The 13,153-nt window shown below is 63.9% G+C and carries 11 protein-coding genes; 2 read left to right on the forward strand and 9 right to left on the reverse strand.

Features of this window, described 5'->3' with window-relative positions:
• Positions 1-18: 18 nt before the first annotated feature.
• Complete coding sequence (locus AC3WVQ_RS27295) at positions 19-645, forward strand: outer membrane protein (protein ID WP_051659706.1); 627 nt, start codon at positions 19-21, stop codon at positions 643-645.
• A gap of 102 nt (positions 646-747) precedes the next feature.
• Here the strand turns inward: AC3WVQ_RS27295 and AC3WVQ_RS27300 are convergent, their stop codons facing one another.
• The 8 genes from AC3WVQ_RS27300 to AC3WVQ_RS27335 all read right to left on the reverse strand — a co-directional run bounded on the left by AC3WVQ_RS27300 (position 748) and on the right by AC3WVQ_RS27335 (position 10,598).
• Positions 748-2,250: an FGGY-family carbohydrate kinase gene (locus tag AC3WVQ_RS27300; protein WP_492383262.1), complete on the reverse strand. Its 1,503-nt coding sequence runs from the start codon at positions 2,248-2,250 to the stop codon at positions 748-750.
• A gap of 119 nt (positions 2,251-2,369) precedes the next feature.
• On the reverse strand, positions 2,370-3,212 hold the full coding sequence (locus AC3WVQ_RS27305) for a class I fructose-bisphosphate aldolase (RefSeq protein ID WP_034805605.1): 843 nt from the start codon (positions 3,210-3,212) through the stop codon (positions 2,370-2,372).
• Positions 3,185-4,933 (reverse strand): glycerol-3-phosphate dehydrogenase/oxidase, encoded by a 1,749-nt coding sequence (locus AC3WVQ_RS27310; RefSeq protein ID WP_060581044.1) that lies wholly within the window; start codon positions 4,931-4,933, stop codon positions 3,185-3,187. The genes AC3WVQ_RS27305 and AC3WVQ_RS27310 overlap by 28 nt, the downstream gene beginning before the upstream one ends.
• Positions 4,934-4,945: 12 nt before the next feature.
• Positions 4,946-5,941, reverse strand: coding sequence for an aldo/keto reductase (locus tag AC3WVQ_RS27315; protein WP_492383263.1), 996 nt, complete (start codon positions 5,939-5,941; stop codon positions 4,946-4,948).
• Complete coding sequence (locus tag AC3WVQ_RS27320) at positions 5,938-6,948, reverse strand: sugar-binding transcriptional regulator (protein WP_034805596.1); 1,011 nt, start codon at positions 6,946-6,948, stop codon at positions 5,938-5,940. The genes AC3WVQ_RS27315 and AC3WVQ_RS27320 overlap by 4 nt, the downstream gene beginning before the upstream one ends.
• Before the next feature lie 2 nt (positions 6,949-6,950).
• Complete coding sequence (locus AC3WVQ_RS27325) at positions 6,951-7,940, reverse strand: ABC transporter permease (RefSeq protein WP_060521961.1); 990 nt, start codon at positions 7,938-7,940, stop codon at positions 6,951-6,953.
• Positions 7,941-7,968: 28 nt separating this feature from the next.
• A complete protein-coding gene (locus tag AC3WVQ_RS27330; protein ID WP_060581047.1) occupies positions 7,969-9,510 on the reverse strand; it encodes a sugar ABC transporter ATP-binding protein in 1,542 nt (513 codons plus the stop codon).
• A 59-nt stretch (positions 9,511-9,569) separates the two neighbouring features.
• On the reverse strand, positions 9,570-10,598 hold the full coding sequence (locus tag AC3WVQ_RS27335; protein ID WP_034805587.1) for a substrate-binding domain-containing protein: 1,029 nt from the start codon (positions 10,596-10,598) through the stop codon (positions 9,570-9,572).
• 235 nt (positions 10,599-10,833) lie between these two features.
• Here AC3WVQ_RS27335 and AC3WVQ_RS27340 point away from each other — a divergent pair, with 235 nt between their 5' ends.
• Entirely contained in the window at positions 10,834-11,820 is a 987-nt protein-coding gene (locus AC3WVQ_RS27340; RefSeq protein WP_060521959.1) for a LacI family DNA-binding transcriptional regulator, read from the forward strand.
• Positions 11,821-11,884: 64 nt separating this feature from the next.
• Here the strand turns inward: AC3WVQ_RS27340 and AC3WVQ_RS27345 are convergent, their stop codons facing one another.
• Positions 11,885-13,150 carry an ABC transporter substrate-binding protein gene (locus AC3WVQ_RS27345; protein ID WP_089042854.1) on the reverse strand — a complete coding sequence of 422 codons (1,266 nt, stop codon included), beginning with the start codon at positions 13,148-13,150 and terminating at the stop codon, positions 11,885-11,887.
• Positions 13,151-13,153 lie beyond the last annotated feature (3 nt).

Raw genomic sequence — 13,153 nt, forward strand, 5'->3', positions numbered from 1 at the left:
TATGCACGGAGCAAGAAAATGCGGCAGTCCAGCAAGTTTTCCATCTGGTCGGGTCTTACCCTTCTCGCCCTCTGCGGCGCACAGCCGTCCCAGGCGGCTGATTTCTCCGCCCCCACCTATCAGGACCCGCCGGCCTTCAGCTGGAGCGGCGCCTATGTCGGTGCCCATGGCGGCCTTGGCTTTACCGGCAGCCCCAACCCGTTCGCCGACCGCAACGGCGTCGCGCTCGGCGTCCAGGCCGGCTACAACATGCAGGCCGGCCCCGGCATCGTCGGGGCGGAAATCGAAGGCTCCTATCTCGGCGACACCGAGCACAAGGTCAACGGCGGCAAGCTCAAGGAGAAATGGCGCGGCGCCATCAAGGCGAAGGCGGGTCTCACCTTCGACCAGACGCTCGTCTACGGCACGGCCGGTTACGCCATGACCAGCTACAAGAAGGGCGGCGACGTGCGTAACGACGTCGGCTTCAAGGGCGGCTATCTGCTCGGCGCCGGCGTGGAACAGGCCTTTGCCGGCGGCCTCTCCGCCAAGCTCGAATACAACTACATCACGACGCCCGATGTCCGCACCCACACGAGCTCAGGCTCCAGCGAGAAAGACATCAACAGCCACGTCATCAAGGCCGGCATCAACATGCGTTTCTGACGGGTCCGACGGTTTGCGGCGGCGCGGCAACGTTCCTCCCAGCAGCGCCCCGACAGACCGATGCCCCTGCCCTGATCACTCCGCCGCTTCCCGCGCCGATCGCTAGGGCGTTGCAAGCCGGCGCCAGATCGGCGCCATGGCAGCGGCGATCTCGCCGTAAAGCGCAAAGCGCCTGTCATAATGCGCGGCAAGTGCAGGGTTTGGACGGTAGTGGCGCTCGGTCTTGACCATCGCCGCAGCACCGGCGGAGATATCGGCGAAAAGGCCGATGCCGGCGCCAGCCGTAATCGCGGCGCCGAGCGCGCCGGTCTCGCGTGAACGGGCGACCGTCACCGGCACGTCAAGCACGTCAGCGAAGATCTGCGGCCAGATCAGGCTGCGCGATCCGCCACCCGAAAGCACCGCCTCCTCGAAGCGAGCCCCAGCCGCGCGCAACGCCGCGATATGTTGGCGATGGCCGAAGGCGACGCCTTCAAGCACGGCGCGGACCAGATGGCCCTTGCCGTGCCAGCCGGCGACGCCGTAGAAGCCGGCGCGCGCGTTGCCGTCCTGCTGAGCGCCATAGAGAAACGGATGGTAGAGCGGGTCATCAGAGGCCGGCGTGACCTCGGCTGCCAGCTGGCAGCAGAGATCGAAGGGCGACCGGCCATCCTTGCCGTCGTGCGGGAAGAGCTCGCGCACCAGCCATTCCAGATTGGCCGCCGACGTGGCACTCGCCTCGATCGCCATGTAGCGCTTGCGATCGAAGGTCGAGGACATGAAGAGCGGGCGTGAGAGATCAGGCTGGTCGATGATCACCTGGTTGATGCTCCAGGTGCCGGCGATGATCGAGGCAGCACCGGTGCGGGTGACGCCCGAGCCGATTGCCGAAGCGACCACGTCGAAGAGCCCACCGACAACGGGTGTGCCGGCAGCCAGACCCGTCTGCGCCGCCGCTTCCTCGGTAACGCGTCCGACGATATCGGCGCTTTCGGCGAGATCGGGCAGCAGGTCCATGTCTTCGCCGAGGCCATAGGCCTTCATTAATGCCGCATCGTAACGCCTACCGGCGACATCGAGCAGGCCCGCGCCGCTCATGTCCGAGACGTCGCTGACGCGCGCGCCGGTCAGGCGATTGATCACGAAGTCCTTGCAGAGAAACACCGTGCCGACTTTTTCAAACTGCTCAGGCCGATGGCGCTTCAGCCAGGCAAGCAGGGTCGGCGTTTGTGATGGCCAGGGCTTCTGCCCGGCGATCGGATAGGTTCGCTCGCCGACGCCTGCGGCCTGCCACTCCTCGACGAGGCCGGCGGCGCGAGTGTCGAGCGACTGTATGCCGACAAGCGGTTCTCCGTCTCGATCGAGCGCGTAGAGACCGTTGCCGTGCCCGGCGCAACCGATCGCCGCGATCTCGCTGGCATCGATGCCGGCGCGCTCGATGCAGGCGCGGATCACCACCTTGGCATGGCTCCACAGTTCGCCAAGCCCACGCTCGACATGGCCGGGCATCGGCACATGGCTGTGCCCTTCTTCCGCGGCCATCGCGATCTCGTTGCCGTCACGATCGAAAAGTACCGTCTTGATCACGGTGTTCCCGGCGTCGATCCCGAGCAGATACTTACCCATTGCCGAACCCCTCCCCAAGGTCCTTAATCCATTTGCCGGAACGCCGCCGGTGTCCTCACAGCGGCAGCGTTCCTCTTGCGCCGGAGCATCGCTGGTGAAGCGGTTCCGGCTGAGCGATTTCAACCGCGCTGGTAGAGCGCGTATGCTTCTTCGCCGCTTACATCCTCATGGATGATCGCCATCAGGCCGCGCACAACGGCGCTCGGATTGGCGTGCTGGTAGATGTTGCGCCCATAGACCATGCCCATTGCGCCCTGACGCATCAAGGCCGCCGACTTGTCGAAGACGTTGCGCAAGTCCTCCTTGCCGCCGCCACGCACGAGAACCGGGCAGCGCGCAGCCTCGACGACCCGGTGGAAATCCTCGGCATTGGTGGTCGGGTCCGCCTTGACGATGTCAGCGCCCATCTCGCGCGCAAGCCGGGTCAGCGTCACGATCTTCTCGGCATCGCCATCGACCATGTAGCCGCCATGCTCGGTCACCGGCTGCATCACCAAGGGCTCGATCATCAACGGCATGCCGTACTTGTCGCAATCGGCCCGCACGCGCGAGATGTTGGCGACGCATTGGCGGAAGAGATCGGGCTCGTCCGGCAGCATGAAGAGGTTGACGACGACGCAGGCCGCGTCCATCGCCAGCGCGCCGATCAACGGTTCGGCCTCGTTCTGCAACACGGCCCACATGTGCCGGTGGCGGATGCGGTTATAGGGGTTGCCCATGTCGAGACGCATGACCAACGCCGGCTTGTCCTTGCCCGGCACCTCCTGCAACAGATCCGCCTGGCCAAAATTCATCTGGATCGCATCCGGTGCGGCCGCGACCAGCGCCTTGACCACGGCTGACATGTCTTCAAGACCATTGAGGAAGGAGGGTTCGTTGCAGACGCCATGATCGATCGCGACGTCGAGGCAACGTCCACCGCCGAACAGACGGTTCATCCGGACCTTGCTGTTGTTTCGCATAATGCACTCCTTTGTTCGTTCCGTACGGATAGGGTTTCCTCGTCGACGCCATGGCGCTCGACGAGAAGGGCAAGAAATCGCTTACGCTCGACCGCGACACGCGGCGGCAACCATTGCTTTTCGATGGCAAGCACGGCGAGCACCGCATCCACCATGTCGAGCGAGAGCTCGCCGGTGATTGCAAGCGTCGTGCGGCGCAGCAGCAGGTCCTCGAGATGTTCGACGGCTTCGCTGCGGATCAGGTATTGCAGCTCGCGCGCGGAGTAATCCGGATGCGGCAAGGCATGGTCAGCGCCGGCGGCGATGAGATCGGCAACGTCTCGCGCGCCCGTTCCATAGCGGACGAAAAGCACTTGCATGCGCTCCCGCGAAAGCCCGGTGGCTGCCGCAACATCATCGACCCATCGGTCGCGATCGGAGGGATAGTCTTGCCCGCCACCGATGGCACGTTCTCCGGTGCTGACATGGCGCTGTTTTGCGAGCCGTTCCAGGGTGAGGTCGGCCGCCATTTCGCCGAAGGAGCGGAACGTCGTCCATTTGCCGCCGATCATGCAGAGCACCGGCGGACCGCCCTCAACACCCTCCACGAAGGTGCAGAAATGGTCGCGCGGGATGCGACCGGTGAAGCTGTCCTGGCTCGCCGGCAGCGGCCGTACGCCCGAGAACTGGAACACCACCTCTTCCGGCCTGATCCGGATGTCTGGCAGGACGAAGGCGAGCGACTGCAGGATGTAGTCGCGCTCGTCGGCTTCGCAGCGCACGGTTTCGGGATCATCGACACGAATGTCCGTCGAGCCCACCAGCACCTTGCCGAGATATGGAAAGAGGATGCAGATGCGGCCATCCTCGTTCTCGTAATAGATCATGTGGCCGTTAAGCGCTTCCATGAGTTGGGCATTGTCGATGATCAGATGCGAGCCCTTGGTGCCGCCCATCAACGGGGCCGGTTTCGACGTTGCGGGAAACAGTGCGCCGTTGGCGATATCGATCCAGCCGCCGGTGGCGTTGATGATGAGGCCGGGCTCGATCGCAGCGACCGCGCCGGTGACATCGTCCTTCAGTTCGTAGCGTCCGGGTGCGGCCAGCGTCAGTTCGGCGTAGTTCAGCGCCTGCGCGTGAGAACCGGCGGCAAGCCCATCCTTCAACAGCTCGATTCCGAGACGTTCCGGCTGGCTGACCCAGGCGTCGTAATAGGTCGCGGAACTCTTGATGTCGGGATTGAGCGCCGGCCAGCGTGCAAGCGTCGTGCGCCGCCCGCGGAAGGCATGCTTCGGCATCAGCGCCCGCTTGCGCGTCAGGAAATCATAGATGCCAAGGCCCATCTTGACGGCGACGGCGCCACGGCGGCTTGGCCGCCGCGTCAATCCCAGGAAGCGAACCGCGCCATTGGCAAGGCCCGAGAAGATGTCGAAGATCGGCACGGTCGTGGGCAGCGGCGCCACGTAATGCGGCGCGTTCTTCAGCAGCCGATCGCGTTCGACCAGCGATTCCCTGACCAGGCTGAACTCGCCATTTTCGAGATAGCGAAGACCGCCATGCACCATGCGTGACAGCGCCGCACTCGCGCCCGAACAGTAGTCGTGCTTCTCGACGAGCAGCACGTTCACCCCCTGCAGCGCCAGTTCACGAAAGACGCTGAGGCCGTTGATGCCGCCGCCGAGGACGCACACGTCCACCTTCGGGCTCTTGGGGAGCCCGTTGAAAATCTCTTCCCGGTTCATGATGGCAGTCCGTTAGCTGTCCATGTTGACGAGCGTCGCCGCGATGGCCGCGTCGATCCCCGCGAGATCATCGTGATCGAGCCGGATCGTCCCGGCCCTTGCATTGTCGAGCGCTTGCGCCGGATTGCGTGCGCCGCAGAGCGCGAAAGTCACGCCCTCCTGGCAGAGCGTCCAGGCAATGACGATCTGGGCGATTGTCGCGCCATGCTTTTCTGCGACCGGCTGGATGGCCTTGGCAAAGGCCGCGACCTTTTCGCGGTTGCCGACCGAGAAGCGCGGATTGTCGCGCCGCTGGTCGTCGCCTGAAAACACCCGCTCCGGTCCGATGCCGCCGGAGAGAAGGCCGAGCGCCAACGAAGAGTAGCTGAGCGTGGCGACGCCGTTGCGCCGCGTCAGCGGCAGAAGCTCCGACTCGATCTCGCGATCGATCATGCTGAAGCGTTCCTGGATCGCGTCGAGCCCCCCGATCGCGATGTACTGTTCCAGTTCGCTACGGCCGACATTGCTGGCGCCGATCGCCCGGATCTTGCCCGCCTGGCGCAACTCTTCGAGCGCGGCCATGGTCTCCTCGATTGGCGTCGTCGGGTCCTGCCAATGGGTGATGTAGAGGTCGATGTAATCGGTGTCGAGCCGCTTCAGGCTCTGCTCGACCTCGTGATGGATCGCATCTCGGCCGAGGTAGCGGTGCACCGGCTTGCCGTCCTGGTCGAAGAAGTGCTTGCCCTTGTCCGTATGCCACACGAGCCCGCACTTGGTGGCGATGATTGCCTTGTCGCGGCGTCCGGCCAATGCCCTGCCGACGATCTCTTCCGAGCGGCCGAGGCCATAGGCCGGCGCCGTATCGATCAGCGTCACACCGGCGTCGAGCGAAGCCTGGATCGCGGCAATCGACTCCCGCTCGTCCGTGCCGCCCCACATCCAGCCGCCGATCGCCCAGGTGCCGAGCCCGACGGCCGAAGCCTTCACGCCCGATCGGCCGATCTCCCGCATCAATTGATCCCCGCTCATGCCAGAAGTCCCTTTTCGCTTGCCATGGCGAGCACGCGCTCGCCGGTCGCCTCGTCCGTCACCAGCGTGTCGAGGTGGTGTCCCCGCATGACGCTGAGGATCGGTCCGGCCTTGTTCGGTCCACTTGCCACGCCGATCTTCGTCGGGATCGAGGCGAACTCCTCGAGCGTCAGTGACACCAGCGACCGGTTGAGGCTGTAGTCACAGACACGTCCCTCATCATCGAGCAGATGGGCGAGAAGTTCGCAGCTTGCGCCAGAGCGCTCGATTGCCGCTCGGTCGGTGCTCGAAGACGGATGCAGGTCGTAGTAGCTCGAATCGTCCGAAAGGATCGAACCGATGCCGACCACCGCCACCTTCGCTTCGCGCGCCCTCCCGAAGACATCCGCCACCGAGCGCATGTTGATCAGCATCGCCCGCTCGGCGGCACTGTCGGCAAAGAGCGGCGCGTGGATCTGGAAAGACCGCCCGCCGAGCCGGTCGGCCATCATCGTCGAGACGTGGTTCACATCCGTATAGTGCTTGCCCTGGACGCAGCCGGTGCCGGGGATAACCTCGACATCGAAGCGGCGCGGCGCCTGCAGCCCCGCGACGACGGCACTGACACCCTTGCCGCCGGTGATGCAGATCGTGTCGCCATCGCCGATCTCCTCGAGCAGCAGCCGGGCTGCCGCCTCGCCGACCGCCTGGAGTGCGGTCTGCTGATTGTCGGAAACGGTCGGCACGACGATCGCCCGGCGGATGCCGCCGATCGCAAGCAACTGCTCTTCCATGTCGACCAAGGGCTCGATCGGCGACTTGATCTTGATCTCTACCAGGCCAAGCTGACGGCCGCGCTTGATCAGCCGGTTAACGGTCGGCTGCGAGATGCCGAGCCGATCGGCGATCTGCGACTGGGTCAGTCCTTCGAGGAAATGCAGGACGAGCGCCTGGTGCATCTGCCGCGCGACGACGAGTTCTTCTCGCGCACTTGAGGCCTGGGACAAAATGGGTTTGGCAATCGGCATGGTCAGGCTGCCTTCCGCTTGTGCAGCAGGTGGTCGATGGAAACGGCAGCCAAGAGAATGCACCCCTTGATCATGTCCTGCCAATAGACGGAGACGTCGAGCAGGATCAACGAGCTGGTGACGACCGAGAGAAGAGCGATACCGAGGATGGCGCCGAGGATGGTGCCCGAGCCACCGTTGAGCGAGGCGCCGCCGATGACCGCCGCAGCGATGATGTTGAGCTCCATACCGACCCCGAAGGTGGGCGTCGCGGCGCCGAAGCGCGACATGTAGATGACGCCGGCGACACCTGCGAGCGTCGAGCAAAGCACCGTAACCCAGAACTTCACCTGCTTGGTCTTGATGCCCGAATAGAGCGCCGCCTTCTCGTTGCTGCCGGTATAGAAGACCTTGCGGAAGGCGGTCGCCCGGCGCAGCAGGAAGTCGAAGAGCACGACGACGGCGACGAAGATCAGGATGACATAGGGCACGCCGTGGAACGTGCCCTGCCCGACCGCCTTGAACGACGCCGGCAGCGTGAAGAGCGACAGCGGCGTGCCCTTGGTGATGACGAGGCAGAGGCCGCGCACGATCACCATCGCCGCCAGCGACGTGATGAAATGATTGAGCCCGACGACGGTGACGAAGAAGCCCATGATCATGCCGATCATGCTGCTGGCGAGGATGCCGACCAGCGAGGCCGTCCAGGGATCGACACCGGCGAGAAACAGCGAACCGGCCAGCACCATGGCAAAGCAGACGACCGAGCCGACGGCGAGGTCGATGCCGCCGACAATGAGCAGGATCGTCATGCCGACGACGACGATGCCTTCGACCGAAAAGCTCATCAGCATGGCGCGCATGTTGCCGAAGGTGAGAAAATGCGGCGAGGCAAAGCTCATGATGATACCGAGCGCCAGGATGATCGCGATCAGCCCCGCCTCACGCATCGTGCCGATGCGTTTCCAGGCGGGCGCCTGCGCATGCGTTGCAACCATCGTATCAACAGCCATTTCCGCCTCCCCGGCTCTATCAGTTCTTTCAGGCGACATGATCCACCATCCGGCCAGCCTCGGCCGTTTGCGTCACCCCTGAGGCCAGGCGGATCACCGCCTCCTCGCTCATTTCTCTGTCATCAAGCTCGCCGGCGATCGCGCCTTCGCGCACGACCAGAACCCGGTCGCAAAGCCCGAGCAGCTCCGGCAGTTCCGACGAGATCACGACAATGCCGATGCCGGTTTCTGCAAGCTCGCGCAGCAGCCGGTGGATTTCGGATTTGGCGCCGACATCGATGCCGCGCGTCGGCTCGTCCATCAGGATCACTTGCGGGCGAACGGCGAGCTGCTTGGCAATCGCCACCTTCTGCTGGTTGCCGCCCGAGAGCGACGAGACCGGCATATCGATGCCGCCCATGCGCACGCCGAGCCGGCGGACGAAATCGCGGGCGAGATCGGCCTCGGCCCTGGAATTCAGCAATCCGAGCGGCCCGGTCAGCGTCTTCAGATCAAGCACCGAAATATTCTGCGCGATCGACAGGTCGACGAAGACGCCGGAGCCCTTGCGATCCTCCGAGAGATAGACGATGCCGGCATCGACCGCGTCGCGGTAGTTGCCGATGCGCTGCGGCTTTCCGCGCAGCGTAATGTCGCCCTTCGACTTGGCCCTCAGACCGCAGATCGCTTCGGCGATCTCGGTACGACCGGAGCCGATCAGACCGCCGATGCCAAGAATTTCGCCCCGCTTCAGATCGAAGGAAACGGTGTCGATGCGGTCGTCATCGCTCAAGCCACGCACAGAGAGAATGGTCTCGTCCGTCCGCGCCTCCGGCGCCTGCTTTTGCGGATAGAGCTGGCTGATCTCGCGGCCGACCATGCGGCGCACGACATCGTCAGCAGTCACGTCGGCGATCTTCTCGGTGACCACATGGCGGCCATCACGAAACACGGTGACGCGGTCGCAGAGCGAAAAAATCTCGGCCATGCGGTGGCTGATATAGATGATCGATATGCCCGCGGCCTTCAGGTCGCGGATGATGGCGAACAGCGCCTGCGCTTCTGCTTCCGTCAGCGCCGCGGTCGGCTCATCGAGGATCAGTACGCGGCAGTCGAGCGTCAGCGCCTTGGCAATCTCGACCAGCTGCTGGCTGGAAATGGCGAGGTCGGCGACCTTGCGGCGGACGTCGATCGGCGCCAGCCGGTTCATCACTACCTGGGCTTCGCGTTCGAGCGCGCCGTAATTCATCAGCGGCGAGCGCCGGCGGTTGGTGGCCGCCATGAACATGTTTTCCGCCACCGTCGCATCCGGGCAGAGCGCGATTTCCTGGTGGACGAGGCCGATGCCGAGCGTCTGGGCGGTCGCCGGCGAGGCGATTTTCACGGGCGCTCCATCCACCAGCACCTCGCCGTCATTCGGCTGCAGCACACCGGCAATGATGTTCATCAGCGTGGATTTGCCTGCGCCGTTTTCGCCGCAGAGTGCGTGGATCTCTCCCCGCTCGAGGCGAAAATCCACCTCCGTCAGCGCCTTCACCGCACCGAAATGCTTGGTGACGCGCCGGACCTCCAGAACCGGTTGTGCTGTCATGCTGTCCTCCACCCGCAGTCCTGGCTGCCCGGAAACGACCGGGCAGCCAATTCACAATCTTACTCGTCGATGCCCTTGGTGCCACGACGCTTCAGGTACTTGTCCCAGTAGAAGTCATCGGCATTTTCGGCGGTAACGATCGAAAGGCCGTTGTCGACGAAGGGGATGCTCATCGGGTTGAAGCCGGAACGCTTGGCGTCGTTCATCGGGTCGATCAGTTCCGGGTGCTTGGCCATCCACAGGAGCATGAAGCCCATATAGCCCTGCATGCCCTGGTTCGGGTTGATCGAACCGAAGACTTCGCCGGCCTTGATCATGTCGAGGATGTTGGCGTTCACGTCGGCGCACATGACGAGGACCTTGCCGCCGCTTTCCTTGCTGGCCTGGGCCGCACCGATCGCGGAGTTGGCTTCCGGCATGAACACGGCGCCGAGGTTCGGATTGGCCTGGATGAGGCTCATCAGACCCTGATAGGCCTTGTTCGGATCCTGGTTCGAGGCGGCGCGACCGACGAGTTTCATGTCGGGCCACTTCTCGGCCATGCGATTGACGAAGGCGGTAATGCGCTTGTCGTGGTTGTCCTGGCCGGGGTTTTCAAGAACGGCATATTCGCCCTTGCCGCCCATCTTCTCGGCGATCGCGTCGGCGGCATAGATGCCTTCGCGGGTGTTGTCCGAGGTGATGAAGGAGACGCGCTTCGACAGCGGCGAGTCCGCAGCGAAGGTGACGACTGCCGTGCCCTGATCGATCGCCCGGTTGATCGGCTCGATGAACGGATCGGAGTTCATCGGGTGCACCAGAATGCCGGCCGGGTTCTGGGCAAGCGCCTGGTCGAAAGTGGCGATCTGCTTGTTGACGTCATATTCCGGCGTGCCGGTATATTCGGTCTCGCAGCCGAACTGCTGGCCGGCCTGCTTGAACATTTCATAGACCGGGAACCAGTATTCGACGCCGGATACCATGACGTTCATGACGTATTTTTCGCCGGGCTGGCAGCGAAACGGGTTCGCCGTTTCGGCGCTTGCCGAACCTGCCCAAAACGAAGCTGCAATGACCGCCAGAGCGGTCGTGCTGAGAAATTTGCGCACGCGTCCTCCTCGAGGCCGAAGCCCCTCCCAAAAACCGATAGGGCCGTTTGTTTGCGGCCGCTGAATGTATGAGTTCGCCGGAACTCCTCCTCGACTTCCGACGATTGCGATTTAAGCCGCGGACTCGGCTTATGTCAATATAATTCACAGCATGAATAATAATTCACGCGCGACGTGGAAAACCTCGGGTCCGGTCCTTCAATCAGCTGTCACGCAGACCCGTTAGAGCGCGATCATGGTTACCCTGCAACAGATCGCCTTTCATGCCGGCTGCTCGCTGGCAACCGTATCGCGGGCGCTCAAGGGCGAAGGTCCCGTCAGCGACGAGATGGTGCGTCGCGTGCGCCGGGCGGCGGCCGAACTCGGCTACCGGCCGTCGCCGGCCACGGGACGCGCCACCAACCGCAGCCAGCCCGTCGTCGGCGTGCTGGTGCCAAGCGTCACCAACCCGGTGTTTGCCGCCTCGCTCGGCGGCATCCAGCACCGTTTGCAGGCGGCGAACCATGGCGTGCTGATCGCCCAATCCAATTATGATCCCGCACTCGAGGCGCGCGCCGTGCGCTCGCTGCTCGAACAGCGGCCGACCGGTCTGATCCTGACGCTCTGCGACGCCAAGACCAGCGAGGCGCTTTCGGCGGCGCTGCCGCCGACGGTGCTTCTCAACAACCGGCCGGTCGCACGCTTCGCTGCCGCCGTCACCGTCGACAATTACCGGGCCGGTTTCGATCTCACCCGCCACATCCTCGACCACGGTCACCGCCGCATCCTCGTCGTCTCCGGCCACTTCCGTTCATCCGACCGGGCGCGCCTGCGCTATGACGGCTATTTGGCCGCTATGCAGGAAGCCGGCGCCCGGCCGATGGAGGCGGTCGAGATCCCCTTCGTCGACGGCTATGAAAACCTCGACCTCGCGACGGTTCTTGCGCAGCACCGCCCGACCGCAATCATTGCTTCCAACGATCTGCTGGCGCTCGGCGTGATAGCAGCGCTGCGGCGTGAAGGCCTTTCCGTGCCTGACGATGTCTCCGTCGCCGGCTTCGACGGCATCGCGCTTGGCCGGCTGATGACGCCAACACTCACCACCATCTCGATGCCCGACGGCGACATGGGGCTCGCAGCGGCGGCGCTGCTGCTCGATATGGCCGAGAATGCGTCGGGCTGCCGCCATCTCAATCTCGACTGCCGACTCTACGCAGGCGGGACTGTTCGCCACCTCGCGTGAGCAAACACGAAAACACCGCCTCGAAGTTTCCTTCGGGGCGGCGTCGATCGATTTGGTTACAGGATCAGCTGCGCGGCAGCAGGCTTTCGACTTCGGCCGCGGCCTCGTCCAGCGCTTCCTTCGGCGAGGCCTGCTGCTCGACGATGCGCGACAGGTTCTCGACGATCGTCTGCGTCACCTTCACCCCGTTGCTACCGGGGAAGGCATACCAGGGGCGCATCAGCGCCATCTGCTCGAGACCAGCGCGGAACAGCGGGTTTTCCTTGTAGAAGTTGGCGAGATACTCAGGCGACTTGGCGGCCAGCTCGTTGTTCGGCACATAGCCGGTGCCGGGAACGACAACCGAGGCGCCATAGGGGCCGGCTGCGAACTTCGCGAACTTCCAGGCGGCTTCCTGCTTTTCGGCGTCGCGCGTCAGGATAACGACGGCGTTGCCGCCGGTCGGCAGCTTGCCCTTTGCCGGGTCGATGAGCGGGATATGGGCAGTGCGCAGGTCGAACTTGTCGCCGACATTCTTGATGGTGTTGCGCAGCGCACCCGTCGTCTGGAAGGCGAAACCGACCTTGCCGGCAACGAAGGCCTGCTCGCCGGCCTGCTTGGTCAAAACCGGCAGACCGCCTTCCTTGACCATGCGGTCGAGCACTTCGACGGCCTTCTCACCTTCGGGACCGTTGAAGGCAACCTTGCTTTCGTCTTCGCTCAGCATCTCGCCGCCGGCGCCGAAGAGCAGCGCGGAGAACATCCAGTCATCGCCCTGCCAGCGGAAATCGATGCCCTCGTTGCCGTCGCCAAGCGCCTTGATCTTGCCGCCGAGCGCAATGACCTCGTCCCAGGTCTTCGGCGGGTTTTCCGGGTCGCCGCCGGCTTTGCGCACGAGATCGGCGTTGTAATACATGATCGGGTTGGAGGTGGCGAAGGCAAGGCCCACCTGCTTGCCGCCCACCTGGGCGAGCTTCAGGATGTTTTCGGAAAAGCCCTGCTCGGCCATGTTGCCGTCCTTGGCGATGAACGGGCCGAGATCAACGGGGACGTCGCGCTCGTTGACCATGCGCAGGCGGTTGAGGCCGATGAAGGTGAGATCGGGCATCTCGGCCGTTCCGGCCTGACGCATGATCGTCTGGATGCCTTCCTCATAAGTCGCCGACGGATTGGCGAAGGTGATCTTGATATCCGGGTTTTCTTCCATGAACTTCTTCGAGATCGTATCCATCACGTCCTTGAAGAAGCCGGGCATCGGATAATGCACCGTCAGCTGGGTCTCGGCGTCGGCGGGGGCTGCGAGCATCAGCGATGCGGCAGCCGCGGTGAAAAGCTGTCTCAGATGTGTCATGGG

It is taken from the genome of Ensifer sp. EB106-05-01-XG146, assembly GCF_058791875.1.